Annotated in this window: 21 protein-coding genes, 3 tRNA genes and 2 pseudogenes; 15 read left to right on the top strand and 11 right to left on the bottom strand. The window is 65.0% G+C overall.

The genetic code is table 11. The annotated features are described in order from the left end of the window. Both AC1DIX_RS25570 and moaD read left to right on the top strand, forming a co-directional pair. Positions 1–273, top strand: a pseudogene (locus tag AC1DIX_RS25570) (molybdopterin molybdenumtransferase MoeA); the annotation flags it as partial. 1 nt (position 274) lies between these two features. Next, on the top strand, positions 275–532 hold the full coding sequence (moaD, locus tag AC1DIX_RS25565) for a molybdopterin converting factor subunit 1 (RefSeq protein WP_477328144.1): 258 nt from the start codon (positions 275–277) through the stop codon (positions 530–532). Between the two features lie 130 nt (positions 533–662). Here moaD and dctP read toward each other — a convergent pair whose 3' ends face one another. The 5 genes from dctP to AC1DIX_RS25540 all read right to left on the bottom strand — a co-directional run bounded on the left by dctP (position 663) and on the right by AC1DIX_RS25540 (position 5,026). Further along, positions 663–1,682, bottom strand: coding sequence for a TRAP transporter substrate-binding protein DctP (gene dctP, locus AC1DIX_RS25560; protein WP_477328143.1), 1,020 nt, complete (start codon positions 1,680–1,682; stop codon positions 663–665). Between the two features lie 307 nt (positions 1,683–1,989). Then, on the bottom strand, positions 1,990–3,378 hold the full coding sequence (locus AC1DIX_RS25555; protein WP_477328142.1) for a M28 family peptidase: 1,389 nt from the start codon (positions 3,376–3,378) through the stop codon (positions 1,990–1,992). A gap of 87 nt (positions 3,379–3,465) precedes the next feature. Beyond that, positions 3,466–4,443: an alpha/beta fold hydrolase gene (locus tag AC1DIX_RS25550; protein ID WP_477328141.1), complete on the bottom strand. Its 978-nt coding sequence runs from the start codon at positions 4,441–4,443 to the stop codon at positions 3,466–3,468. After that, positions 4,440–4,643: a helix-turn-helix transcriptional regulator gene (locus tag AC1DIX_RS25545; protein ID WP_477328140.1), complete on the bottom strand. Its 204-nt coding sequence runs from the start codon at positions 4,641–4,643 to the stop codon at positions 4,440–4,442. The genes AC1DIX_RS25550 and AC1DIX_RS25545 overlap by 4 nt, the downstream gene beginning before the upstream one ends. Continuing rightward, positions 4,640–5,026 (bottom strand): hypothetical protein, encoded by a 387-nt coding sequence (locus tag AC1DIX_RS25540; protein ID WP_442122130.1) that lies wholly within the window; start codon positions 5,024–5,026, stop codon positions 4,640–4,642. The genes AC1DIX_RS25545 and AC1DIX_RS25540 overlap by 4 nt, the downstream gene beginning before the upstream one ends. Positions 5,027–5,158: 132 nt before the next feature. Between AC1DIX_RS25540 and AC1DIX_RS25535 the strand changes: the two genes are divergently transcribed. Continuing rightward, on the top strand, positions 5,159–6,406 hold the full coding sequence (locus tag AC1DIX_RS25535) for a BaiN/RdsA family NAD(P)/FAD-dependent oxidoreductase (protein ID WP_477328139.1): 1,248 nt from the start codon (positions 5,159–5,161) through the stop codon (positions 6,404–6,406). Here the strand turns inward: AC1DIX_RS25535 and AC1DIX_RS25530 are convergent, their stop codons facing one another. The 6 genes from AC1DIX_RS25530 to hpnC all read right to left on the bottom strand — a co-directional run bounded on the left by AC1DIX_RS25530 (position 6,407) and on the right by hpnC (position 11,372). Continuing rightward, positions 6,407–7,219: a head GIN domain-containing protein gene (locus AC1DIX_RS25530; protein WP_477328138.1), complete on the bottom strand. Its 813-nt coding sequence runs from the start codon at positions 7,217–7,219 to the stop codon at positions 6,407–6,409. Between the two features lie 16 nt (positions 7,220–7,235). Continuing rightward, positions 7,236–8,072: a DUF1700 domain-containing protein gene (locus AC1DIX_RS25525; RefSeq protein ID WP_477328137.1), complete on the bottom strand. Its 837-nt coding sequence runs from the start codon at positions 8,070–8,072 to the stop codon at positions 7,236–7,238. Between the two features lie 13 nt (positions 8,073–8,085). After that, positions 8,086–8,223, bottom strand: a complete 138-nt coding sequence (locus tag AC1DIX_RS25520; protein WP_442122134.1) for a hypothetical protein — start codon at positions 8,221–8,223, stop codon at positions 8,086–8,088. 125 nt (positions 8,224–8,348) lie between these two features. Then, entirely contained in the window at positions 8,349–9,704 is a 1,356-nt protein-coding gene (gene hpnE, locus AC1DIX_RS25515; RefSeq protein ID WP_477328136.1) for a hydroxysqualene dehydroxylase HpnE, read from the bottom strand. Then, positions 9,691–10,524, bottom strand: a complete 834-nt coding sequence (gene hpnD / locus AC1DIX_RS25510) for a presqualene diphosphate synthase HpnD (protein ID WP_477328135.1) — start codon at positions 10,522–10,524, stop codon at positions 9,691–9,693. Before hpnD ends, hpnE begins: the two co-directional genes overlap by 14 nt. Before the next feature lie 38 nt (positions 10,525–10,562). Continuing rightward, a complete protein-coding gene (gene hpnC / locus AC1DIX_RS25505; protein ID WP_477328134.1) occupies positions 10,563–11,372 on the bottom strand; it encodes a squalene synthase HpnC in 810 nt (269 codons plus the stop codon). Between the two features lie 125 nt (positions 11,373–11,497). Here hpnC and AC1DIX_RS25500 point away from each other — a divergent pair, with 125 nt between their 5' ends. The 12 genes and pseudogenes from AC1DIX_RS25500 to AC1DIX_RS25445 all read left to right on the top strand — a co-directional run. Then, positions 11,498–12,655 (top strand): efflux RND transporter periplasmic adaptor subunit, encoded by a 1,158-nt coding sequence (locus tag AC1DIX_RS25500; protein WP_477328133.1) that lies wholly within the window; start codon positions 11,498–11,500, stop codon positions 12,653–12,655. Further along, positions 12,652–15,798: an efflux RND transporter permease subunit gene (locus AC1DIX_RS25495; protein ID WP_477328132.1), complete on the top strand. Its 3,147-nt coding sequence runs from the start codon at positions 12,652–12,654 to the stop codon at positions 15,796–15,798. The genes AC1DIX_RS25500 and AC1DIX_RS25495 overlap by 4 nt, the downstream gene beginning before the upstream one ends. A 94-nt stretch (positions 15,799–15,892) precedes the next feature. Beyond that, a tRNA-Leu gene (locus AC1DIX_RS25490) sits at positions 15,893–15,979 on the top strand. A gap of 31 nt (positions 15,980–16,010) precedes the next feature. Further along, positions 16,011–17,351 carry a trigger factor gene (tig, locus tag AC1DIX_RS25485; protein ID WP_442122139.1) on the top strand — a complete coding sequence of 447 codons (1,341 nt, stop codon included), beginning with the start codon at positions 16,011–16,013 and terminating at the stop codon, positions 17,349–17,351. A 95-nt stretch (positions 17,352–17,446) separates the two neighbouring features. Further along, positions 17,447–18,064, top strand: a complete 618-nt coding sequence (gene clpP, locus AC1DIX_RS25480; RefSeq protein WP_442122140.1) for an ATP-dependent Clp endopeptidase proteolytic subunit ClpP — start codon at positions 17,447–17,449, stop codon at positions 18,062–18,064. 147 nt (positions 18,065–18,211) lie between these two features. Further along, positions 18,212–19,480 (top strand): ATP-dependent Clp protease ATP-binding subunit ClpX, encoded by a 1,269-nt coding sequence (gene clpX, locus AC1DIX_RS25475; RefSeq protein WP_477328131.1) that lies wholly within the window; start codon positions 18,212–18,214, stop codon positions 19,478–19,480. Positions 19,481–19,740: 260 nt separating this feature from the next. After that, positions 19,741–22,149, top strand: coding sequence for an endopeptidase La (gene lon / locus AC1DIX_RS25470; RefSeq protein WP_477328130.1), 2,409 nt, complete (start codon positions 19,741–19,743; stop codon positions 22,147–22,149). A 253-nt stretch (positions 22,150–22,402) separates the two neighbouring features. After that, entirely contained in the window at positions 22,403–22,675 is a 273-nt protein-coding gene (locus AC1DIX_RS25465; RefSeq protein ID WP_442122143.1) for an HU family DNA-binding protein, read from the top strand. A gap of 46 nt (positions 22,676–22,721) precedes the next feature. Then, positions 22,722–22,798: transfer RNA gene (locus AC1DIX_RS25460), tRNA-Asp, on the top strand. A 33-nt stretch (positions 22,799–22,831) separates the two neighbouring features. Beyond that, positions 22,832–22,908, top strand: a tRNA-Asp gene (locus AC1DIX_RS25455). An 86-nt stretch (positions 22,909–22,994) separates the two neighbouring features. Beyond that, positions 22,995–24,914 (top strand): SurA N-terminal domain-containing protein, encoded by a 1,920-nt coding sequence (locus AC1DIX_RS25450; protein WP_477328129.1) that lies wholly within the window; start codon positions 22,995–22,997, stop codon positions 24,912–24,914. 169 nt (positions 24,915–25,083) lie between these two features. Next, positions 25,084–25,347, top strand: a pseudogene (locus tag AC1DIX_RS25445) (hypothetical protein); the annotation flags it as partial. Between the last annotated feature and the right edge of the window lie 89 nt (positions 25,348–25,436).

The following is a 25,436-nucleotide window of genomic DNA, read 5'->3' as shown; positions in this document are numbered from 1 at the left end:
TTCCTGCTGCGCCTGCAGGGCGTGAGCGGCGAGCTCGCGCCGAAAGCGGTGACGATGCGCGCCGATTTCGATTGGCCGAAACCGGACCGCCGCAACGAATTCCTGCGCGCCCGCATCAACGGCGAGGGCGGGCTGGAACTGTTCCCGAACCAGGGCTCGGGCGTGCTGACCTCCACCGTGTGGGCCGACGGCCTGATCGACTGCCCGCCGGGCCAGGCGATCGCACGCGGCGACATGGTCCGCTTCATCCCCTTCGCTTCACTTCAACACTGACATGAACATCAATTTGCGATTTTTTGCCAGCGTACGCGAGGCTGTCGGTACGGCTGGGGAGGCGGTGACGCTGCCCGAGGGCGTGGCGACGGTCGGCGCGGTGCGCGATTTCCTGATCGCCCGCGGCGGCGCCTGGGCCGAAGCCCTGGGCCGCGAGCGGGCGCTGCGCATGGCCTTCAATCATGTGATGTGCGAGCCGGAGACGGCGGTGCGCGAGGGTGGGGAAGTGGCTTTCTTTCCGCCGGTGACGGGGGGATGAAGTAACTGGCAACATAGGAACCGTCGTCCCCGCGAAGGCGGGGATCCAAGTTCGCCGTTCAGCGGCAAAAGCTGAACGTAGTCGGCTGCTCAAGCAAACCTGGGTTCCCGCCTTCGCGGGAACGACGTTTCTAAGCTAAGGTCTTCTCCGCCAACGCCAACAGCCGCGCGCAATTTTCGTTACGCGACCCATAATCCTTCCAGGCCGTCTCCCGCGCGATCTCCTGCCACTTGCGCAGCGACTCTCCGGTCAGGTCCACGGTGCGCCCGCCCTTGCCCTGGAACAGGGCCGCGACCGCCGCATCGTCCATCTCGGCCGACCTGCGGGCGAAGRCTTCCAGTTCGGCGCCGACCGACATCAGGATGCCCTGCTGCTCGCGCGGCAGGCGGTCGAAGGCGGCTTTCGAGATCAGCAGCGGCTCCAGCATGAACCAGTAGGCGCCGCCGCGGGCGGTGGTGACGTATTTCGAGACTTCGTCCAGGCGGAAGGAGATCAGCGAGGACGAGGAGGTCATGGCCGCATCCAGCTGCCCCTTCTGCAAGGCGCCGCGGATTTCGTTGGACGGCATGCTGACCACGCTGGCGCCGGCTTCCTTGAGCAGCATGTCCATCTCGTGCGAGCCGCCGCGCACCTTCAGTCCGGCCGCGTCTTCCGGATTGACGATCGGCTTGCCGCGCGAGGCGACGCCGCCGGCCTGCCAGATCCAGCTCAGGATCACGATGCCGCGGTCGGCCAGCATGCGGGTGAATTCCTTGCCGATTTCCGCATCCTTCCAGGCATAGCCCTGCTCGTAGGAGGTCACCAGGCCCGGCATCAGGCCGATGTTCACTTCCGGCAGTTCGGCGCCGGCATAGGTCAGCGGTACCAGCGACATGTCGAGTTGGCCCTTAGACAGGGCCGGGATCTGGTCTTCGCTCTTCATCAGCGAGGAGTGCGGGTAGATCGAGAACTTGAGCCTGCCCCTGGTACGGCGTTCGACGCCGGCCGCGAACATGCGGCACAGGCGGTCGCGGAAATCCCCTTCGGCGACGCTGCCGCCGGGAAACTGGTGGGAGATCTTGAGATTGGTGGGCTGGGCCCATGCAGCTTGAAGCCAGAGCGGGCTGGTCGCGATCGCGCCCAGCAATGTCCTACGTGTCATTGCCGACATTTACATCCTCCAAGATGATGTTACGGACTACCGGACTACGTGGTTCTTTATTGTTGTACGCATAAGAATATTCTCAGCAGAATACAAGTCAAGAAAATTGTTATGTGTCTGCTAAAGAAAAAATGCTGCAGCGCATAGCGAAAAACCGCGATGCGGCATGAGTATTACCCATGTGTTCGGGGGTATCCTTGCGCTGGCGCTGGAGAGTGCGGGATCGAAAATGAGAACGCCGCGGCATGCTGCGCCGCGGCGTAGGAAAAGCGGGTGGCCGGCGCGCCGTGTGGCGAATCCGGCGCTCGGGCGAGGCTCAGCGTGCCGGCAGCGGGTAGGTCGCCGGGCTGACGTTGCCGTCCTTGTCCACGGCCTGCACGCCGTACAGCACGTTATCCTTGGACATGTCGACGCGGGCCGTGGTCACGTTGCCGACGTAGCGCGAACCCTGCCACAGCGGCGCGGTGGTCTCGCGCCAGACGATGCGGTAGCCGGCGATGTCGGGTTCGGCATTCGCCTTCCACGCCAGGTCGGTGCCGTTGTCGAGGGCTGCGGTCTTCACCTTCACCTCCTGGGGAGCGGCCGGCGCCAATGCCAGCGATGCCAGCGAAGCGGCGTTCACGCGCGCCACCTGGGCCACGTAGTCGGGGTCGACGAATTCCGGCAGGTCGCCGATCTTGACGCCGTTTTCGCTGCGCAGGTCCTGGTGCTGGTGCCTGAAGTCCTCGTTCGGTTCCGTGAAGCGCACCGCCGCATAGCCGGCGTCGAGGAAGGGGCTGTGGTCGCCGCCGCGCAGGTAGCGGTCGCGCCGGTAGATGATGTCGACCTTGAAGTTCGGGACGTAGCGCTCGCCGGTTTCCTTGACGTGGCGGGCCAGCTGGCGGGTGATCGAATCGTTCTCTCCGCCGGTCACGAGCAGGGTGCGCAGCTCGGGCGAAGGCGCTTCCTTCAGCGGCGGCACGCCTTCTGCGAACAGGCGCACGCGTGTGTTGTCCTGCCTGCCCTTTTCGTCGTGCGAGCTGCCGATGATGTCGTTGTTCAGCATGCCGGCGATATTCAGCTTGTTGGCCTTGGCTTCCCTGGCGAAGTGGCCGGCGCCGTACAGGCCCTGTTCTTCGGCCGCCACGGTCATGAAGACCAGGGTGGCGTCGAACTTGTGGCGCGCCATCACGCAAGCCATCTCGATCACGGCCGCGGTGCCCGAGGCGTCGTCGTTGGCGCCGGGCGCATCGTCGGTGTAGTTCATGACGTCGGTGACGCGCGAATCGTAGTGGCCGCTGACCACGTACAGGCGGTCCTTCGAGGCCGCCTGGCTGCCCGGCAGGGTCGCGACCACGTTGACGATCTCGGTCGGGCGCGAGATGCGGTTGTCGACCGGGTGCAGGTGGCTGTCGAAGCGCACCTCGAGGCGGCCGGCGCCGCAGCGCTCCATCTCCGACTTGATCCAGCGGCGGGCGGCGCCGATGCCGCGCGTATCGGAGGTGGTGTCCGACATCGTGTGGCGGGTGCCGAAGCTCACCAGCTTGTTGACGTAGCCCTGGATGCGTTGCGGCGAGATCTCCTTGACGATGGCGTCGATCTCGGCCTGGCGGACGGGAAGCGGGCGGTCTGTGGCGGCAGTGTCGGCGGCGGCTTGCGCGCCGCTCTGGACGGACGCGGCGCCGGCGAACAGCAGGGCCACGGACAGCTTGGTAAGACGGGGCATAACTCTCCTTGCGATAAATACGATCACGGCGCGGCAGCCATCGGGCCGCGCCGTCGAGCATATATCACTTCGCGCCGGCGCGGAAGCTCACAGCGAGGCCAGGTATTTGCGGATCGCGTCGTTGACCTGCTGCGGCTGGTCGATCATCGCGAAGTGGCGGGCCGGCGCCACCGTCACCACCTCGACCTTCGGCGCGCCCTGCAGCAGGGAGCGGTAGTAGTCGGCCTTGGCATCGGCGGTGAGTCCCTGCTGGCTGCCGTCGGCGTCGAAGAAGGGAGAGATGATCAGCACCGGCGCCTGGATGTTCTTCAGGCCCGGACGCAGGTCGAGCTCCAGCACGTCGGCCGCGTACTGGCCGGTGGAAGCCGGGTCGCTGCGGCCGGTCAGCTGGGCGAGGTCGTCGGCCTTGCTCATGTCCATCACGCCGATGGTGCGCATATAGCCCTGCTGCTGGGAGGCGAACAGCGCCGGGTTCATGCCGGCCAGGCGCGCCTTCATGGTCTGGCCATACTTGCCGCGTTCCGCCGGCGGCAGCGCTTCGGTGCCCGGCATGACGGGCAGGCCGTCGATGGCGATCACGCCGCCGACGCTCGCCGGCTTGTCCTCGGCCACCGCCAGCGCCATCGTCGCGCCCAGGCTGTGGCCGACGATGACCGGCTTGTCCAGCCGGCGCTGCTCGAGCAGCTTCCCGACCGCGGCCCGCGCCGATGCGAACGCATTGGCGGGCGCCGCCGGGCGGCCGTCGAAGCCCGGCAGGGTCAGGACGTACACCGCGCGCTCGGGGCTGAAGGCGCGCACCGTCTCCTGCCACACCCAGCCGCCGCTGGCCAGGCCGGGAATCAGGACCAGCGGCCGGCCCCTGGCGCCCGTTTTCGGTCCGAACTGCTCGACCAGCGCGCCGTCGATTTCGAAGCGCTCGGCCGGCGCGATGGTGGCGGCGAAGCGGTTCGCCTGCGGCGCGGCCGCTTCGGCGGCGTGGCTCGAGCCAGCGGACATCAGGGCGACGAGAACGCCGACAACGATGGGGAAGAAGGCGAAAGGCTTTTTGCAGGCAAACGGGTTCATGCTGGCTCCTGTTCTGGAAAGAAGATTGCTTCGATCGGTTGTTCAAAGAGTTTCGAAATCGTGAAGGCCAAGGGCAGGCTGGGGTCGTAGCGCCCGGTCTCGATGGCGATCACGGTCTGGCGCGAGACGCTCAGCAGGTCGGCCAGGTGGACCTGGCTCCAGCCGCGGGCGGCGCGCAGTTCGCGGATCAGGTTCTTCATTTTTCGAGCAGGCGTCGGGCCAGGTTGACGACGGCCACGCTCGAGCACATCACGACCCAAACGTAGAACATGGAGAGCTTGGGGAATCCGGCGGTTTCCATGAAGCCGTAGGTGAAGGTGACCGCGCCCGTGATGGCGGTGGCGATCGCGAGGTTCTCCAGCATGCGCATGCGCTGGTATTCGTCGATCCGGGCGAAATGGCGCACGATGGTCCGGATCATCAGGCCGAAGCCGATCATGGGGCTGACCAGCACCAGGGTGCGCAGCCAGCCGTCTTCCATCGGGCGGCCGTAGCGGATCGCCGCCATCAGCAGCACCGTATAGACCGCCAGCGCGATCATCAGCTCGAGGGTATAGGCCCGCGCAACGCGTTTCTCATGCATTTGGACACCTCCTTTTATGTAAAGTACACTTAACATGTAAAGCATGCTTGACACTGTAGGACGCGTTGAAACCAATGTCAAGGCCCCTTTACATATATTTTTGAACACCCACTTCGTCTACAATGCCGGCCCATGAATGCCATCCCTGAAACCCCGCGCCGCGCCATCGTCGTCGGCGGCGGTCCCGCCGGCCTGATGGCCGCCGAAGTGCTGTCCGCCGGCGGCGTGCAGGTCGACCTGTATGACGCCATGCCCTCCGTCGGCCGCAAGTTCCTGCTGGCCGGCAAGGGCGGCATGAACATCACCCATTCGGAAGACTTCGAGACCTTCGCCGGCCGCTACGGGAAGCGCCGCGTGGAGGTCGGGCAATRGCTGGACGGCTTCACGCCGCAACAGGTGCGCGAGTGGATCCATGGCCTCGGCATCGATACCTTCGTCGGCAGCTCGGGCCGCGTATTCCCGACCGACATGAAGGCCGCGCCGCTGCTGCGCGCCTGGCTGCACCGGCTGCGTGAGGCCGGCGTGCGCTTCCACATGCGGCACCGCTGGCTGGGCTGGCGCGACGGCGGGCTCCTGTTCGCGACCCCGGACGGCGAGCGGGTGGAGTCCGCCGATGCGGTGGTGCTGGCCATGGGCGGCGCCAGCTGGCCTCGCCTCGGCTCGGACGGCGCCTGGGCGCCGCTGCTGGGCGAACAGGGCGTCGAGGTGGCGCCGCTGGTGCCGATGAACTGCGGTTTCGAGACCGCCTGGAGCGAGCATTTCGCCAGCCGCTACGCCGGCGCGCCGCTCACCACGGTGGCGCTGGCGGCCGAGGATGGCGACGGGCGAAAGATCTATCGCAAGGGACAGTTCGTGATCACGGCCTGCGGCATCGAAGGTAGCCTGGTGTACGCGCTGTCGGCGGCCATCCGCGACCGCATCCTGCGCGATGGCCGGACCACGGTCTGGATCGACCTGCTGCCCGACCACGATGCCGCGCGCGTGGCGGAGGAAGTGATGCGTCCGCGCGGTGCGAAGTCGATGTCCAGCCACCTGCAAAGCCGGTTGGGGATCAAGGGCGTGAAATCGGGCCTGCTGCACGAAGCCTTGCGCAAGGAAGAATATGCGGACCCGGCGCGGCTGGCGGCCGCCATCAAGGCCTTGCCGCTCACGCTGGAGCGTCCGCGCCCGATCGCGGAGGCGATCAGCAGCGGCGGCGGGGTGCGCTTCGAGGCGCTGGCCTCGCCGGCCGGCATGCTGCGCGCGCTGCCGGGCGTGTTCGTGGCCGGCGAGATGGTCGACTGGGAAGCGCCCACCGGCGGCTACCTGCTGACCGCCTGCTTCGGCAGCGGGCGGGCCGCCGGCCAGGGTGCGCTGGACTGGATGAAAGGCGGCGCCTGATCAGTCCTGGAAGCTGACGCTGCCGCTGCCGTTGCGGCTGACTTCCCGGCGGTCGGGATTGCCGAACACGGTGATGCTGCCGCTGCCGGTCATTTCCACGTTCACGCGCTTGCTGGCGTAGACCGCGCTGCTGCCGGAGCCGTGGTGGGCCAGGTCGACGTCGGCGGCGCGCAGGTGGCGGGCGTCGAGTTCGCCGGCGCCGGCGACTTCCGCATGCAGTTCGCGCGCGCCGCCCACCAGGGTCATGTGGCCGGTACCCTTGACGTCGGCCGTCACCCGGTCGGCATTGCCGCCGGTGATGTCGATGTCGCCGCTGCCGAGCAGGCTGGCGTCGATCTCGCGGTAGCGGCCGTTGAAGCGCAGGCCGGCCGAGCCGTTGACGTTCAGTTCGATGCGGTCGCCCGAGAAGCCGCTGACCGTGTGCTGGCCGTTGCCGCTGAGGGTCAGGTGCTCGAGTGTCGGCAGCACCAGGGTGACTTCGAGCGGCTGGCGGTGGCGCAGCAGGATGCCGCGCGGGCCGATGTGGAGGGTATTGCCGTCCACCGTGGTGTCGACGTTGGCCAGCAGGCGCTGTTCGCCGCGCACTTCGAGCGAGGCCGAGGTGCCCTGGCGCAGGATCAGGTTGATCGGCCCGCTGACGTCGACCTCGCCGATGCTGGCGCCGAGCGTGCGTTTTTCGGTGGCGACCAGGCGGCTGCCCGGGCTGGCGGCGCCGCCGCTGTTGCCCTGGGCCCGCAGCATGCTCCAGGAAGCGCCGATCAGCAGCAGGGCTAGCAGCAGCAGGGCGAATCCGGTCTTGATCAATGCGCGCATGGGTCTCCTCGCTCTCTCAATGTCCCTTGAGCAGGGAGAAATTCATCTGGACGTAGCGCTTGATGCCTTGCGCCGTGAAGCGCGTCGCCACCAGCGACAGCAGGAACAGCGCGATCCCGCCCAGCACCATGCCGAAGCCGAACAGGGTCTGGGTGGTGCGCGAGTCGGCGTCCATGTCGGTCGTGATATGCAGGCTGTTGCCGGCCACGACTTCGGCGCCGCGGCGCAGGCGCGAGCCGCTGGCCTTGCCCTCGTCGTCATTGCCGGCGTCGGCGCCTTCCTCGTGGACGTGGATGCCGGTATCGTCGATCCGCACCCGGATCTGCCGGCGGTCCGGATCTTCGTCGCCGATCTGCACGTAGCGGGTCGGCAGGTCGAGCAGCAGTTCGCTGTTGCCGGCCAGGCCGCTGGCGGTGATGGCGATGCCGCTCAGGTAGAAGGCCAGGGCGCACACATACAGCGCGAACAGCAGGGCCGAATACACCATCGCCGGCACGATCATGAACAGGTTGAAGATCGCGAGGCCGGCGCCGGACACCAGCACCCGCAGCACCCCGACCGGATTGCGCTTTTCCAGGACCGGGGCCGGCCTGGCGGCGGCCTGGCCGGCAGCCGGGGGCGTGGATTGCGCGGTGGCCTGGGCCCCGAGTTGCGCACTATGGCTGCTGGCGCGCAAGGTCATCGCGATCCTGTTCGGGTCGTCGAGTTCGCGCGCGACGTCCTGTTCGCTGCGGCCGGTATTGACGCCGTCGACGAAGCGCTGCTCGTAATAGCCGAGGGTCTTGGCTTGCACTTCGGGCGGCAGGCCCAGCATGGCGCGCTTCAGCAGCTCGAGGTATTCCAGTTTGCCCATCGCCTGCTCCACCTCAGTTCCGCGCCACCATCAGCATGGCATGGACGGCCGGATCGCTCGACGCGCCGAGGCCGGGTTGCACCAGGATGGCCGTTGCCACGACCACGAAGGCGAGCAGGAGCAGGGTACGCAGGGCCAGCAGGCTGTTCATTTGTTGATCCGATAACACTTGTGTCGATGCTGCCACTGTACCCATCCGGCCCGTGGAACGCCACGCATGTGCGACAGGATGCAGTTTTGACGGGGCAGGCTGCGCCTGGGGCCGATAACCGTAGCTCATGGCTTGATGCCCAGCGCCAGCCGGGCGGCGGCCAGGCCGCTGCGCGCCGCCGTCTCCAGGGTCGCCGGATAGTCGCCGGCGGTATAGTCGCCGGCCAATACCAGGCCCGGCAGGCCGGTGGCGTTGGCCGGACGTAGCAGGCCCGGAGTGCAGGCGAAGGTGGCGCGCTTCTCCGTCAATACGCGGCTCCAGTGCGGCTGCGCCAGGGCGGGCCGGCCGAAAGCGCCCGCCAGTTGCGCCGCGACGGCCTGGGCCAGGGCATCCTGGTCGAGGGCCGCCGCCTCGGCCGCCGTACTGACGACCACCGCCAGCAGGCCGTCCTGGCCGGGATCGAGCTGGCCGCGGTCGAAGGCGAACTGGCCCCAGGCCCCGTGCGCCGGGTCGTCGAGCAGGGCGCAGAAGGGCAGCGGCAGGCGCTGGCCGGCCTCATATTGCAGGTAGACCGTCGAAATCGGCTCGTAGTCGAAGGCCTCGAGTTGGGCCGCCAGCGTTTCGGCGCCGGCCAGGGGCCGCAGCAGGGCCGCGCTCTGCCAGGCCGGGGTGGCCAGCACCATGGCGTCGAAGCGTGAGGAATCGGCGCCGCTTGCGACCTGCCAGCCCTCGTCCGCCGGCGCGATGGCGTCGACCCGGGCTCCGCACAGGACCCGGCCGCCGCGCTCTTCGATATAGCCTTGCGCGGCCTGGGGAAAGAGGGCATCCAGCATCACCCTCGGGATCAGCATGTCCGAGGCCTTGCGATTGGCGCCCAGGCTGTCTCGCAACACCGCCAGGAAGACCTTGGCGGAAGCCCGCTCGATCGGCGTGTTCAGTGCCGCCAGGCACAGCGGCCGCCACATCAGGCGGGTCAGGCGCGCGGTCTGGCCGAAGCGCTCCAGCAGTTCGGCCACGCTGCAGTCGGTGTTCAGGCCCCACTGCATCCAGCGTGCGCTGGTGCTGAAGCGCGCCAGCGCCAGCTTGTCGTCGCGGTCCAGGCCTTTCGCGCGCAACAGCGCCAGCAGCATGTGCAGCGGCGCCGGCAGGGGCGGGGCGACGAAGTCCAGCAGCCCGCTGCCGGGCGGATAGCGCATTTGCAGCGGCAGGCGCAGCAGCGCATCGCGCTCCGCGACGCCGACCCGGCGCAGCAGCGCCAGCGTCTGCGCATAGGCGCCCAGCATGATGTGCTGGCCGTTGTCGAGCAGGGCTTCCTTCGCCTGCACGGCACGGGCGCGGCCGCCCAGGGTGCGGGCGGCTTCGAACAGCGTGACCCGCGCGCCGCGCGACGCCAGTTCGACGCCGGCGGCGCAGCCGGCCCAGCCGCCGCCAATGACGGCAACGCGCGGACCGGCGGCAGCCTTCCGCTTATCCGCGGACATAGGTCTTCCACGCCAGCCACAGCTTGCGCAGCGGCGTGAGGGAGATGCGCTGGTTCAGGACCTTGAAGTCGTCGCGCTCGATCTCGTCGAGGACGGTGCGGTAGATCGCCGCCATCATCAGGCCGGGACGCTGGGCGCGCCGGTCTTCCTTCGGCAGCAGGGCGAAGGCTTCGTCGTAGACGGCGCGCGCACGGTCGGCCTGGAACTTCATCAGCGCCTCGAACTTCTCGTTGTGGCGGAAATTCAGGATGTCCGCGGCGGTCACGTTGAACTGCTGCAGTTCGTTGACCGGCAGGTAGATGCGGCCCTTGCGCGCGTCGTCGCCGACGTCGCGGATGATATTCGTCAGCTGGAACGCCAGGCCCAGCTTCTCGGCATACTGCAGGGTCTTGGGATTCGTGACGCCGAAGATGCTGGCCGACAGGATGCCGACCACGCCCGCCACATGCCAGCAGTATTTGCGCAGGCCGGCGTAATCGAGGTAGCGCGACTGGTCGAGGTCCATCTCCATGCCGTCGATGATGGCCTGCAGGTGCTGCTCCTGCAGATTGTAGGCGGCCAGGTGGGGCTGCAGCGCCTGGGTCACCGGGTGGGTCGGCGCGCCTTTATACATCGCGGACACTTCAGTGCGCCACCAGGCCAGCTTGATGCGCGCGACCGACTGGTCGTGGGTCTCGTCGACGGTGTCGTCGACCTCCCGGCAGAATGCATACAGCGCCGTGATCGCCCTGCGGCGCTCGGGCGGCAGGAACAGGAAGCTGTAGTAGAAGCTGGAGCCGCTTTGGACGGTCTTTTGTTGGCAGTAGTCGTCGGGAGACATAAATAATAGTGGTTGATGCCTGATGCTAGTCCGCTATTTTACATGCGGAACGCTCGCCACAGCAGTATCGCCCAGTCGAGCCGCCTGAGCTGGGGCCGGCGCCGGAATACATCGTAGTCGGCGCGCTCGATCCCTTCGAGGATCCGCAGCCCGCCCTGCACGACCAGGCGCAGCTCCCAGCCTATCCGTCCCGGCAGGCGGGTGGCCAGCGGCGCGCCCTCCAGCATCAGGGCCCGCGCCCGTTCGACCTCGAAGCGCATCAGGGCGCGCCAGGCGGGGCCGGTGTGGCCCCGGGCGATCTCTTCCTCGCCGATCTCGTGGCGGACCAGGTCTTCCTGCGGCAGGTAGATACGGCCTTTCTCGATGTCGATGCCGACGTCCTGCCAGAAGTTGATCAGCTGGAGGGCCGAGCAGACCGCATCCGATTCGCGCAGGCTGGACTCGTCCACGGTGCCGTAGAGGCCCAGCATCAGGCGCCCGACCGGATTCGCGGAGCGCCGGCAATAATCGAGCAGGGCTGTATAGTCGGGGTAGCGGGTGGTGACCACGTCCTGGCGGAAGGCGCTCAGCAGGTCGCGCAGCGGCTGCAGGGGCAGGGCGTGGCGCCGCAGGGCGTCGGCCAGGCGCGCGAACATCGGCGTGGCGGGAGGATCGCCGCGYTCGATGCCGTCCAGCGCGGCATCGTAGGCATCCAGCGCGGCAAGACGCTCGGCCGGCGCGGCATCGCCTTCGTCGGCGATGTCGTCCGCGCTGCGCGCGAAGGCGTAGATCGCCTCGACCGCCGGCACCAGGCGGCGCGGCAGCAGGATGGAAGCGACAGGAAAGTTTTCGTAATGGTCTATGGGCATGGGGCGGACATCGAGAACTGACTCTAACGTCATTTACTGGCTGTGTTTGCATGATTATAATTGTTGCGCTTTAAGACAAGAATATTGCCGCCCTCGCCGCGGCCTTCCCCCGAGAGGAAACCACCGTGCAAGTACTCCGCATTCCCGTTCCGCGCACCCTGATCGCCGCTGCCCTCGCCCTGTCCCTGCTGGCCGCCTGCTCGAAGGATGCGCCGCCTCCCGAGGACGTGCGTCCGGTGCGGGCGCTGACCCTGGCTGCCGGCGGCGTGCAGGACAGCGCCGAATTTTCCGGCGACGTGCGGCCGCGCTACGAGTCGCGCCTCGGCTTCCGGGTCGGCGGCAAGATCAGCGCGCGCAAGGTGGACGTCGGCACCAGCGTCAAGCGCGGCACCGTCCTGATGCAGCTCGATCCCCAGGACCTGCGTCTCGGCCAGGCCCAGGCCCAGGCCAATCTGCGCGCGGCCCAGACCAATGCCGAACTGGCGCGTGCGGAGCTGAAGCGCTACCAGGATCTGCGCAGCCAGAATTTCGTCAGCCAGGCCGTGCTCGACCAGAAGGTCGCGGCGGCCCATTCCAGCCAGGCCAGCGCAGAAGCCGCGCGCGCCCTGCTGCGCGAGCAGGCCAACCAGACCGGCTATGCGAGCCTGGTGTCGGATGTCGACGGCGTGGTGACCGGCATCGATGCCGAAGTCGGCCAGGTGGTGCAAGCCGGCACCCCGGTGGTGCGGGTCGCGCGCACCGACGAGAAGGAAGTCGTGATCGGGGTGCCGGAAGACCAGGTCGAGCAGCTGCGCCACATGGGCCAGGTGAAGGTGCGCCTGTGGGCCGATCCCGATCGCAGCATTCCCGGCACGATCCGCGAGGTGTCGCCGGTGGCCGATCCGGCGACCCGTACCTATACCGTGAAGGTGTCGATTCCGCCCAGCGAAGACGTTCGGCTGGGGATGACCGCCGTGGTCGAGCTGGTGCGCCAGGCCGGCGCGGCCGCCGGCACGCAATTGCGCGCGCCGCTCTCCGCGCTGGTGCAGATCCAGGGCGGCAGCGCCGTCTGGGTGATCGACAAGGCCAACGACGTACAGCAGGTCCGGCTGCAGCCGGTGCAGGTGGCCGGCGTGGCCGGCAACGACGTGCTGCTGAGCGGCGGCGTGCGCCCCGGGCAGGCCATCGTCACCGCCGGCGTCAACCTGCTGAAGAATGGCCAGAAGGTGAAGATCCTCACCGCGGACGTCGCGCGCCGCGCCGACGCGGAGCTTGAAGCGGCCGGTGGTGGAGCCCGCAAATGAGGGGATTCAACCTGTCGCGCTGGGCGCTGGAAAACATCCCGCTGACCCGCTACCTGATCGCCGTCCTGCTCCTGCTGGGCATCCTCAGCTACAACCAGCTGGGCCAGGACGAGGATCCTCCCTTCACCTTCCGCGCGATGGTGATCCAGGCCCGCTGGCCGGGCGCCACCGCCGTGCAGATGGCCCAGCAGGTGACGGACCCGCTGGAGCGCAAGCTGCAGGAAACGCCCTACGTCAACCGCATCCGCAGCTTTTCCAAGCCGGGCGAGACCACCATCATCCTCGAGCTGCGGGAATCGACGCCGCCATCGGCGGTGCCGCCGACCTGGTACCAGGTGCGCAAGAAGATCGGCGATATCGCCCTGACCCTGCCGCAGGGCGTGATCGGACCCTTCTTCAACGATGAATTCGGCGATACCTACGGCTCCATCTTCGCGCTGTCCGGCGACGGCTTCACCTACGCCGAGATGCGCGACTATGCCGACTTCGTGCGGCAGCAGCTGCTGGGCGTGCCGCTGGTAGCCAAGGTCGAGCAGTTCGGGGTGCAGCAGGAGAAGATCAACATCCTGTTCTCGCAGCAGAAGTTCGCCCAGCTGGGCGTGCCTTTCGATGCCATCGTCAACCAGATCGCGACCCAGAACGGGGTCGAGTCGGCCGGCGTGCTGGTGACGCCGGGCGAGAACCTGCAGGTGCGGGTCACCGGTGCCCTGAAGTCGCCGAAGCAGCTGGAGGACCTCAGCCTGCGCGCCGGGAACACCACTTTCCGCCTGGGCGACTTCGCCACCGTGCAGCGCGCCTACGAGGATCCGCCGCACGACAAGATGCGCTTCAACGGCAAGGAAGTGATCGGCCTGGGCGTGTCGATGGAGAAGGGCGGGAACATCATCCAGCTCGGCAAGGGCCTGGAGCAGACCGTGGCCCGCATCAAGTCCCAGCTGCCGGTCGGCATCGAGCTGGCGCGGGTGTCGAACCAGCCGGCCGCGGTCACGGCGTCCGTCAGTGAATTCATGCACACCCTGGTCGAAGCGGTGGTAATCGTGCTGGTCGTCTCCTTCCTGGCGCTGGGCCTGCACAGCAAGCCGCGCTGGCGCGTCGACGTGCGCCCCGGCCTGGTGGTGGCGCTGACGATTCCGCTGGTGCTGGCGATCACCTTCCTGTTCATGAACCTGCTCGATATCTCGCTGCACAAGGTCTCGCTGGGCGCGCTGATCATCGCCCTCGGCCTGCTGGTGGACGATGCCATCATCGCCGTCGAGATGATGGTGCGAAAGATGGAGGAGGGCATGTCGCGCTTCGAGGCGGCCACCTTCGCCTATACCTCGACCGCCTTCCCGATGCTGACCGGYACCCTGATCACCGCCGCCGGTTTCCTGCCGATCGGCCTGGCGAAATCCGCGGCCGGCGAATACACCTTCTCGATGTTCTCGGTGAATGYGCTGGCGCTGGTGATTTCCTGGGTCGTCGCGGTGACCTTCACGCCATACATCGGCTTCGTCCTGTTGAAGGTGCAGCCGCATCCGGCCGGCGAGCACGGCGGCCACGACGTCTTCGACACGCCCGGCTACGAGCGTTTCCGCCGCCTGGTGAGCCGCTGCGTGGAATGGCGCAAGACCACGATTGCGCTCTCGCTGGCGGTGTTCGCGCTGGGCGTGTTCGGCTTCAAGTTCATCGAGAAGCAGTTCTTCCCGGATTCCAGCCGCCCCGAGCTGATGGTCGAGATGTGGCTGCCGGAAGGCACCAGCTTTGCCGCCAACGAGGCGCTGGTGAAGAAGTTCGAGACCTGGGTCCGCCGCCAGCCCGAGCTGGAGAGCGTGACCAGCTATGTGGGCACCGGCAGCCCGCGCTTCTACTTGCCGCTGGACCAGATCTTCCCGCAGTCGAACGTCTCGCAGATGGTGGTGCTGCCGAAGGACACCCATATGCGCGAAGCCCTGATGCACAGGATCGAGGCGGTGCTGAAGACCGACTTTCCGGAGGTGCGGGGGCGCGTGAAGCTGCTGCCGAACGGGCCGCCGGTGCCGTATCCGGTGCAGTTCCTGGTTTCCGGTCCGGACATCGCCGTGGTGCGCGGCGTGGCCGACCAGGTCAAGGAGATCATGCGCGCGAATCCGAATGCGGTGGGCGTGAACGACAACTGGAACGAGTCGGTGAAGGTGCTGCGGCTCGACCTCGACCAGGACAAGCTGCGCGCCCTCGGCGTGACCAGCCAGGCGGTGCGCCGCACCGTCGCCACCGTGCTGTCCGGCACCACCATCGGCCAGTTCAGGGAGAGCAACCGCCTGATCGACATCGTGGTGCGCCAGCCGGTCGAGGAGCGTTCGACCATGTCGGTGCTGGCGAATGCGAATATCGCGACGCCGTCCGGCAAGCCGGTAACGCTGTCGCAGGTCGCGCGCATCGAGTTCGTGTGGGAGCCGGGCGTGGTATGGAGGGAAGGGCGCGAGTGGGCGATCATGGTGCAGTCCGACGTGGTGCCCGGCATCCAGGGCGCGACGGTGTCGACCCAGGTCGGCGAGAAGCTGGCCGCGCTGCGCGCCAAACTGCCGGCCGGCTACAAAGTCACCCTGCGCGGCGCGGCGGCCGACAGTTCGGAAGCGGAGGCCTCGATCTCGGCCAACGTGCCTTTGGTGCTGTTCATCGTGTTCACCCTGCTGATGCTGCAGCTTCATAGCTTTTCCCGATCCGTGCTGGTGTTCCTGACCGGGCCATTGGGCGTGGCCGGCGCGGCGATGGCACTGCTGCTGCTGGGTCGCCCCTTCGGTTTCGTCGCCAACCTGGGTGTGATCGCGCTGTTCGGCATGATCATCCGGAATTCCGTGATCCTGGTCGACCAGATCGAGAAGGATATCGCCGCCGGCGCCGAAGCCTGGGATGCGATCGTCGAAGCGGCGGTGCGGCGCTGCCGTCCCATCCTCCTGACGGCGGCCGCGGCGGCGCTGGCGATGATTCCGCTGTCGCGTTCCGTATTCTGGGGACCGATGGCGGTGGCGATCATGGGCGGCCTGCTGGTGGCGACCGCGCTGACCCTGCTGTTCCTGCCGGCGCTGTATGCCGCATGGTTCCGGGTGAAGAAGCCGGATTCGGCTCATCCGCACGGCAGAATGAAAAATCGCCCAATGGTGTCAGAAAATCCAGTAAAATAACTGGTTGAAGTTGTAGCCCCTAAACAGATGGAGTGCAGGGCGACCGGAAGTATCGTCGGGCGCCCTTTGTTTTTGCGGCAAGATGCAATCCTGAGCGAGGATGGCGAAATTGGTAGACGCACCAGGTTTAGGTCCTGACGCCAGCAATGGTGTGGGGGTTCGAGTCCCCCTCCTCGCACCACGAATAATTATTTTTTTGGACGATTTTTACAATGGCAACTGCAGTCGAAAACCTGGGTAAACTCGAGCGTCGCTTGACTCTCACTTTTCCGCTGAGCGACGTACGTACGGAAGTTGAAAAGCGCCTCAAGAAGCAGGCCAAGACCGCTCGTGCGCCGGGCTTCCGTCCGGGCAAGGTTCCTCTGAAAATGGTTGCGGCTCAGTACGGCTTCCAGATCGAATCTGACGTGCTGAACGACAAGGTTGGCCAGGCATTCGGCGAGGCCGCCGAAGAGAACCAGCTGCGCGTTGCCGGCATGCCGAAAATCGAGCCGAAGGAAGACGCACCGGAAGGCATGCTGGCCTTCGACGCCACTTTCGAAGTCTACCCGGAAGTGACCCTGCCGGACCTGGCGGGCATCGAAGTCGAGACCGTCAAGGCCGACGTTTCGGACGCCGAGATCGACAAGACCATCGACATCCTGCGCAAGCAGCGCGTGCACTTCCACACCAAGGGCGAAGCCGGTGAGCATGGCGACGGTGGCGAGCCTGTCGCAGCCAACGGCGACCGCGTGACCGTCGACTTCGTCGGCACCATCGACGGCGTCGAGTTCGCCGGCGGCAAGGCCGAGAACTACGCATTCGTGCTGGGCGAAGGCCGCATGCTGCCGGAATTCGAAGCCGCCACCGTCGGCCTGAAAGTGGGCGAGTCGAAGTCCTTCCCGCTGGCCTTCCCGGAGGACTACCATGGCAAGGACGTGGCCGGTAAAACCGCCGAGTTCACCATCACCCTGAAGAACCTGGAGTGGGCGCACCTGCCGGAAGTCGACGCCGAGTTCGCCAAGTCGCTGGGCATCGAAGACGGCAGCGTCGAAAAGATGCGCGAAGACATCAAGGTCAACCTGGAGCGTGAAGTCAACGCCCGCATCAAGGCCCGCAACAAGGAAGCCGTGATGGACGCCCTGGTCAAGGCCACCGAGATGGACGTGCCGAAGGTCATGATCGAGCAGGATTCGCAGCGCCTGGCCGAGCAGACCCGCCAGGACATGGCCCAGCGCGGCATGGACGTGAAGAGCCTGCCGTTCCCGGCCGACCTGTTCGCCACCAAGGCCGAGCGCCGCGTGCGCCTGGGCCTGATCCTGTCGCAGCTGGTGGGCGACAACAACCTCCAGGCTACCCAGGAGCAGGTGAAATCGCAGATCGAAGACTTCGCACAAAGCTACGAAGATCCGAAGGAAGTCCTGAAGTACTACTATAGCGATCGTCGTCGCCTGGGCGAGATCGAGGCTCTTGTATTGGAAGAAAACGTCGTTAACTATGTGCTTGGCAAGGCAAAGGTGACGGCCAAGGACATCGCCTTTGACGAGCTGATGGGCAGCGCGCCGCAAGCCTGAGCTTGGTTGTAAGCTTGAGGTGACGAGCCTTGCCAACCGGCGCCGTGTGCGCCGGTTGGCGTCTCTGAACATCTTCTTTAAGGAAAGTGACAGGTATGAATCGTAATCCTGCGTTGGATACACAAGCCCTCGGCCTCGTGCCGATGGTGATCGAGCAGAGCGGCCGCGGCGAGCGTGCCTACGACATCTATTCGCGCCTGCTGAAAGAGCGCGTGATTTTCCTGGTCGGCCCTGTCAACGACCAGATGGCCAACCTGATCGTGGCTCAGATGCTGTTCCTGGAGAGCGAGAATCCCGACAAGGATATTTCGCTCTACATTAACTCGCCGGGTGGTTCGGTGTCGGCCGGCCTGGCCATCTTCGACACGATGAATTTCATCAAGCCGGACGTGTCGACCCTGTGCACGGGCCTGGCTGCCTCGATGGGCGCCTTCCTGCTGGCCGCGGGCGCCAAGGGCAAGCGTTTCTCGCTGCCGAACTCGCGCGTCATGATCCACCAGCCGTCCGGTGGTTCGCAGGGCATGGCCTCGGACATCGAAATCCAGGCCAAGGAAATCCTGTACCTGCGCGAGCGCCTGGCGCGCATCATGGCCGACAATACCGGCCAGACGATCGAGCAGATCCACAAGGACACCGACCGCGACCGCTTCATGTCGAGCGACGAAGCCGTGGAATATGGCCTGATTGACAAGGTCTTGACCAATCGCTCCTGAGCACCATAATAGGTGTTGCTGAAAGACGCCCGAGCGCAACAGCGTACCGGGCGTTCTTTTTTTATTTCAGGTAGCATGGAGAGGTGCGCACTTGTTGCGCCCCCGTATTAGCGTTATATTCGTAGCAATTCAACAGAAACCTGCCCCATGTCTGACAAAAAATCCTCTAGCGGCGAAAAACTCCTGTACTGCTCCTTCTGCGGCAAGAGCCAGCACGAGGTGAAGAAGCTCATCGCGGGACCGTCGGTCTTCATCTGCGACGAGTGCATCGACCTGTGCAACGACATCATCCGCGACGAGACTTCCAACGTCGAATCGGTGGCGGGCGCGAAGTCCGACCTGCCGACGCCGCACGAGATCGCCGAACTGCTCGACCAGTACGTGATCGGCCAGCAAACGGCCAAGCGCATCCTGTCGGTTGCCGTCTACAACCACTACAAGCGCCTCAAGCACCTCGGCAAGAAGGACGACATCGAGCTGTCCAAGAGCAATATCCTGCTGGTGGGCCCGACCGGTTCCGGCAAGACCCTGCTGGCGCAGACGCTCGCACGCATGCTGAACGTGCCTTTCGTCATTGCCGACGCGACCACGCTGACCGAAGCCGGCTATGTGGGCGAGGACGTCGAGAACATCATCCAGAAGCTGCTGCAGAGCTGCAATTACGAAGTCGAGAAAGCCCAGCGCGGCATCGTCTACATCGACGAGATCGACAAGATTTCCCGTAAATCCGACAATCCCTCGATCACCCGCGACGTCTCGGGCGAGGGCGTGCAGCAGGCCCTGCTGAAGCTGATCGAAGGCACCATGGCTTCGGTGCCACCGCAAGGCGGGCGCAAACACCCGAACCAGGACTTCGTCCAGATCGACACGACCAATATCCTGTTCATCTGCGGCGGCGCSTTCGMYGGSCTSGACAAGGTGATCCAGAACCGTTCGGAAAAGTCGGGCATCGGCTTCGGCGCCAACGTCAAGAGCCAGACCCAGCGCTCGGTCAGCGACGTGCTGATGGAAGCGGAACCGGAAGACCTGATCAAGTTCGGCCTGATTCCGGAGCTGGTGGGCCGTCTGCCGGTCGTCGCCACCCTGAGCGAACTGACCGAAGACGCGCTGATCCAGATCCTCGTCGAGCCGAAGAACGCCCTGATCAAGCAGTATTCGAAGCTGCTCGATATGGAAGGCGCGGAACTCGAAATCCGCCCGGCGGCCCTGCATGCGATCGCCAAGAGGGCGCTGGCGCGCAAGACCGGCGCACGCGGCCTGCGTTCGATTCTCGAACATGCGCTGCTGGACGTGATGTATGAACTGCCAAGCCAGCAAAATGTGGTGAAAGTCGTGATCGATGAAAATACGATCACGAACGGCGCGAAACCTTTGCTGATTTATAGCGAATCCGCAAAAGCCGCCGGCGAAAATTAAAAATTTCCGGACGCACACACAACAAAAGGTCTTGAAACGCTGATTCTTGGCGGTACAATCAATCTCAACAAAAGACCAGGCTTCAATCGAAAAGCCACTCGTGATTCCGGTCGCGTGGTGGCTTTTTTATTTTCAAAACTGGCTTTTGTCAGAACGGCTAAGTGTAAATAACTGTTGCGATAGAAAATTATTTTTCGGCCGCTCTTGTGAATTGACGGTGGACTCCCAACATCGTCAACACGCTTTTTATAAGGTATGCCATGACGACTACTAAATTTACTGAACAGATGACCTTGCCGCTGCTGCCGCTGCGCGACGTGGTCGTGTTTCCGCATATGGTGATACCTCTGTTCGTCGGCCGCCCGAAATCGATCAAGGCGCTCGAAGCCGCGATGGAACAGGGTAAGAGCATCATGCTCGCTGCCCAGAAAGCAGCTGCCAAGGACGAGCCCTCCGCCGCAGACATCTATGAAATCGGCTGCGTGGCCAATATTCTGCAAATGCTGAAGCTGCCCGACGGTACCGTGAAGGTGCTGGTCGAAGGCGCCCAGCGTGCCCGTATCAACCATATCACCGACGCGCCGAGCCATTTTGTGGCCGACCTGACCCCGATTAATTCCGAATCCGGCGACGATTCGGAGGTCGAGGCAATGCGCCGCGCGATCGTCCAGCAGTTCGACCAGTACGTCAAACTGAACAAGAAAATCCCGCCCGAGATCCTGGCTTCGCTGGCCGGTATCGACGACGCCGGCCGCCTGGCCGACACCGTTGCCGCCCACCTGCCGCTCAAGCTCGAGCAGAAGCAGGTCATCCTCGAGATCTTCAACGTCTCCAAGCGCCTGGAGCACCTGCTCGGCCAGCTGGAAGGCGAACTCGACATCCTGCAGGTGGAAAAGCGCATCCGCGGCCGCGTCAAGCGCCAGATGGAAAAATCGCAGCGCGAGTACTACCTGAACGAGCAGGTGAAAGCGATCCAGAAGGAACTGGGCGAAGGTGAAGACGGCGCCGACATCGAAGAGCTCGAGAAGAAGGTGATCGCAGCCAAGATGCCGAAGGAGGCCATGGAAAAGGCCCAGGCCGAGATCAAGAAGCTGAAGATGATGTCGCCGATGTCGGCGGAGGCCACCGTCGTGCGCAACTACATCGACACCCTGGTCGGCCTGCCGTGGAAAAAGAAATCCAAGGTCACCATCGACCTCGAGAAGGCCCAGCAGGTGCTGGAAGCCGATCACTACGGCCTCGACAAGATCAAGGAACGCATCCTCGAGTACCTCGCAGTGCAGCAGCGCGTCGACAAGCTGAAGGCGCCGATCCTGTGCTTCGTCGGTCCTCCGGGCGTGGGCAAGACCTCGCTGGGCGAATCGATCSCCCGCGCCACCAACCGCAAGTACGTGCGGATGGCGCTCGGCGGCGTGCGCGACGAGGCCGAGATCCGCGGTCACCGCCGCACCTACATCGGTTCGATGCCGGGCAAGGTGCTGCAGTCGCTGTCGAAGGTCGGCGTGCGCAACCCGCTGTTCCTGCTCGACGAGATCGATAAGATGGGCGCGGACTTCCGCGGCGACCCGTCGTCGGCATTGTTGGAGGTGCTGGACCCGGCGCAGAACCATACATTCTCCGACCACTACGTCGAAGTCGACTTCGACCTGTCGGACGTGATGTTCGTGGCGACCTCGAACTCCTTCAACATCCCGCCGGCGCTGCTGGACCGGATGGAGGTGATCCGCCTGTCGGGCTACACCGAAGACGAGAAAACCTCGATCGCCCAGCGCTACCTGCTGCCGAAGCAGATCAAGAACAACGGGCTGAAGGAAGAAGAGATCAAGGTCGAGGAATCGGCGATCCGCGACATCATCCGCTACTTCACTCGTGAAGCGGGCGTGCGTTCGCTCGAGCGCGAGATCTCGAAGATCTGCCGCAAGGTCGTCAAGATGCTGCTGCTGAAGAAGGACAACAAGCGCGTCATCGTCAACGGCAAGAACCTGGACAAGTTCCTGGGCGTGCGCCGCTTCGACTTCGGCGTGGCCGAGAAGGACAACCAGGTCGGCCAGGTGGCCGGCCTCGCATGGACCGAAGTGGGCGGCGACCTGCTGACCATCGAAGCCGTGCAGGTGCCGGGCAAGGGCGCCGTCATCCGTACCGGTACGCTGGGCGATGTGATGAAGGAATCGATCGAAGCGGCCCGCACCGTGGTCCGTTCGCGTGCTGCGCGCCTGGGCATCAAGAACGAGGTGTTCGAGAAGACCGACATCCACATCCACTTGCCGGAGGGTGCGACGCCGAAGGACGGTCCGTCCGCGGGTATCGGCCTGACGACGGCGCTGGTGTCGGTGTTCACCGGCATCCCGGTCCGCGCCGACGTGGCGATGACCGGCGAGATCACGCTGCGCGGCGAAGTCCTGCCGATCGGCGGCCTGAAGGAAAAACTGCTGGCGGCCCAGCGCGGCGGCATCAAGACCGTGCTGATCCCCGAGCAGAACGTGAAGGACCTGGCCGAGATCCCGGACAACGTCAAGAACAAGCTCGAGATCGTTCCGGTGCGCTGGATCGAGAAGGTGCTGGAAGTGGCGCTGGAGCGCGAGCCCGAGCCGCTGGTCGACGTGCCGGCCGTGGCCAGCAGCCCGGTGGCGGCGACCGCCGAAGGGCAGGGCGGCGTGGTCAAGCACTAAAGCAGGTTAGCAGTCGCACCGTCGTACCGTCGTCCCCGCGCGGGCGGGGACCCAAGTTTGTTTGCGTTTCGATTGCGCATGCAGAACCTGGGTCCCCGCCTTCGCGGGGAGTTTTTTTGGGCAATGCCCAAAAAAACAAAGTTTTGAATCTCTTCCGGCCGTTCGAAAGGCAACGTTGCTTGACACAAAGTATTCCCGCCTTGTCTAATACGCGCTTGCGGTTTTTTGCCGAATGTCTAACGAGGGAAAAGAAGTGAACAAAACTGAACTGATCGAAGAAATTGCGAAGTCCGCGGACCTGACCAAAGCCTCTGCGGCACGTGCCCTCGACGCGATGATCGACGCCGTGACCAACACCCTGAAAAACAAAGACAGCGTGACCCTGGTCGGCTTCGGCACCTTCACCGTCGGCGAGCGCGCTGCGCGTACCGGCCGCGACCCGCGCACCAAGGAAGCCATCAAGATCAAGGCTGCCAATGTCCCGAAATTTAAGGCTGGTAAAGCCCTGAAAGATGCAGTAAACTAATGCCTTCGCTGCGCTGAGCGCGGCGGAAAGTGTCGCCTTATTGCGTGGAGCGGTAGTTCAGTTGGTTAGAATACCGGCCTGTCACGCCGGGGGTCGCGGGTTCGAGCCCCGTCCGCTCCGCCACCAAAAAGACGATACGCATGCAGCACAGAATCTGGAGCGGTAGTTCAGTTGGTTAGAATACCGGCCTGTCACGCCGGGGGTCGCGGGTTCGAGCCCCGTCCGCTCCGCCAGAATCAGGTGTGAAAAAAAGGCGAACCACGGTTCGCCTTTTTTTTCGGCTTTTTGTAATCGCATTTTCAACCTTGATTGGCTGACCATGTTTGAATTTATCCGTACCCACCAGCGGCTGATGCAGTTTTTCCTGCTCCTGCTGATCCTGCCTTCGTTCGTGCTCGTCGGCGTCAGCCAGTATGAGAAGCGCGGCAGCAACGATGGCGTGGCCAGCGTCGACGGCCGCACCATCACGCAGCAGGAATGGGAAGCGGCGCAGCGCCGCCAGATCGACCAGGCCCGCGCCATGATGGGCCCGCGCTTCGACCAGAAGCTGTTCGAGACGCCGGAAGCGAAGCAGGAAGTCCTGGACGGCCTGGTCGCCGAGCGTGCGATCAGTGCCGAAGTGGCGCGTAGCCACCTGGCCGTCGGCAATGCCTCGCTGGCCAAGGCGATTCAGGAACAGACCGGCCTGCGCAAGCCGGACGGCAGCTTCGACCTCGACGCCTACAAGGCCTTCCTGACCTCCCAGGGTCTGACCGCCCAGGCCTTCGAGCAGCGCATCGGCTACCAGATGGCCGTGCAGCAGCTGGCCGAATCGGTGCAGGCAACGGCCTTCGCGCCGCGCTCGGTCGCCGGCCGCCTGTCGGACATCAACGACCAGCAGCGCGAGGTGCAGGAACTGCTGTTCCCGATCGCGAACTACGCGTCGCAGGTCAAGGTCACCGACGACATGATCAAGGCCTACTACGACAAGAACGCGACCCTGTTCCAGGTGCCGGAGCAGATCAAGGCCGAATACGTGGTGTTCAACGCCGATACCGTCGAGAAGCAGGTGAGCGTCAGCGACGCGGAAATCGCGGACGCCTACAACAAGAACAAGGCCCGCTTCGCCACCCCGGAAAAGCGCAGCGCCAGCCACATCCTGATCACCGTGCCGAAGGACGCCAAGCCGGCCGACGACGCCGCTGCCAAGGCCAAGGCGCAGGCCATCCTGGCTGACGTCCAGAAGAACCCGAACGAGTTCGCGAAGATCGCCAAGGCGCAGTCGCAGGACCCGGGCTCGGCGGAACTGGGCGGCGACCTCGGCGTGGTCGAGAAGGGCCTGTTCGACAAGCCGGTCGAAGATGCGATCTACAAGCTGAAGGAGGGCGAAGTCAGCGGCCTGGTGCGATCGAGCTTCGGTTACCACATCGTCAAGGTGACCAAAGTCGTGCCGTCCACCCAGAAGACCCTGGAAGAAGCCAAGCCGGAGATCGTTGCCGACCTGAAGAAGACCAAGCTGTCGAACAAGTATTCGGAACTGGCCGAGATCTTCTCGAATACCGTGTACGAGCAGTCGGACAGCCTGAAGCCGGTGGCCGACAAGCTGGGCCTGACTATCCAGACCGTCGAGGGCCTGACCCGTACGCCGAACCCGGCGCTCGGCAATGCGCCTGTCAACAACGACAAGTTCCTGAAGGCGATCTTCTCCCAGGACGCCATCGCCAACAAGCGCAACACCGAGGCTGTGGAAGTGGCGCCGAGCACCCTGGTGGCGGGTCGCGTGGTCGAGTTCAAACCGGCCGCCAAGCGTCCGCTGGCCGAAGTGGCCGACCAGATCCGCCAGCGCGTGACCCAGGAAGAAGAACTGCGCCTGGCACGCCAGGCCGGCGAGGCCAAGCTGGCCGCGCTGAAGGCATCCGGCGACGCCGCCGGGTTCGGCGATGTGAAAGTCCTGTCGCGCACCATGACCACGGATCCGGGCATCAACCACGCTGCTGCGCTGGCCGTGCTGAAGGCCGATATGAGCAAGCTCCCGGCCTATATCGGCGTCGAGCTGCCGGGCCAGGGTTATGGCGTCTACCGCATCGGCAAGGTGACCATGCCGGCGAAACCGGACCAGGATCGCCGCAAGCAGGAAGCCGACTCGATCGCCCGCGCCATCGGCAATGCCGAGACCCACGGCTACATCGAGGCGCTGAAGAAGAAGGCCAAGGCCAAGCTGAACGTCAAGGCGGCCGACCTGGGGGCCAGGTCCGAGTGATCGCCCAGGCGTAAAAAGAAAGCCCGGTTCGCTTGTGCGGCCGGGCTTTTTTCTATGGCGCTGTTCGCGCCAAGTGTGGAATCTTTTCTGCAAGCCTGCGGTCCAACGTCGACCTGAATCGCAGCTGCCATCGCACCTTCAATGCCCTCAGTGGCACGYCGCTGGCCCGGCTGYGCTACCGGCATTCGCGCGGGAGGTCGGGATTTCACATGAGGCCATCAACGCGAGCGCCGGCGAACGARAGCGCGGTGCGCTGCACATCCAGAACGTGAACGCCTCTCACAGCCGGATGCGCACCTGGCTGCTGCCTTTTCGCGGCATYGCCAGCCGATACCTGRGCCACTACTTCGGCTGGCGCTGGGCGCTGCATGGCCAGCGTATTGCCTGCCCAGACGCCTTTTTGAGAGCGGCGCTGGGCRGATTCAACACTTAGCAATGGGATGGACGCCCCCACCCGAAAACGGCATCGATGTGCCAAAGTGGAAGTGTCTAAACACCACGACATCGAGGGAGGCGTCATCA

This window comes from Massilia sp. 05N420, assembly GCF_056397205.1.
Note: the sequence above shows the minus strand (reverse complement) of the source record. Positions and strands in the feature narration are given on the sequence as shown.

Coding starts and splice junctions, on each gene's coding strand:
- AC1DIX_RS25550 (WP_477328141.1), bottom strand. CDS start 4,443: ATGAACCCGTTTGCCTGCAAAAAGCCTTTCGCCTTCTTCCCCATCGTT.
- hpnE (WP_477328136.1), bottom strand. CDS start 9,704: ATGTCCGCGGATAAGCGGAAGGCTGCCGCCGGTCCGCGCGTTGCCGTC.
- hpnD (WP_477328135.1), bottom strand. CDS start 10,524: ATGTCTCCCGACGACTACTGCCAACAAAAGACCGTCCAAAGCGGCTCC.
- tig (WP_442122139.1), top strand. CDS start 16,011: ATGGCAACTGCAGTCGAAAACCTGGGTAAACTCGAGCGTCGCTTGACT.
- moaD (WP_477328144.1), top strand. CDS start 275: ATGAACATCAATTTGCGATTTTTTGCCAGCGTACGCGAGGCTGTCGGT.
- AC1DIX_RS25555 (WP_477328142.1), bottom strand. CDS start 3,378: ATGCCCCGTCTTACCAAGCTGTCCGTGGCCCTGCTGTTCGCCGGCGCC.
- AC1DIX_RS25450 (WP_477328129.1), top strand. CDS start 22,995: ATGTTTGAATTTATCCGTACCCACCAGCGGCTGATGCAGTTTTTCCTG.
- AC1DIX_RS25545 (WP_477328140.1), bottom strand. CDS start 4,643: ATGAAGAACCTGATCCGCGAACTGCGCGCCGCCCGCGGCTGGAGCCAG.
- AC1DIX_RS25540 (WP_442122130.1), bottom strand. CDS start 5,026: ATGCATGAGAAACGCGTTGCGCGGGCCTATACCCTCGAGCTGATGATC.
- clpP (WP_442122140.1), top strand. CDS start 17,447: ATGAATCGTAATCCTGCGTTGGATACACAAGCCCTCGGCCTCGTGCCG.
- AC1DIX_RS25520 (WP_442122134.1), bottom strand. CDS start 8,223: ATGAACAGCCTGCTGGCCCTGCGTACCCTGCTCCTGCTCGCCTTCGTG.
- AC1DIX_RS25530 (WP_477328138.1), bottom strand. CDS start 7,219: ATGCGCGCATTGATCAAGACCGGATTCGCCCTGCTGCTGCTAGCCCTG.
- AC1DIX_RS25525 (WP_477328137.1), bottom strand. CDS start 8,072: ATGGGCAAACTGGAATACCTCGAGCTGCTGAAGCGCGCCATGCTGGGC.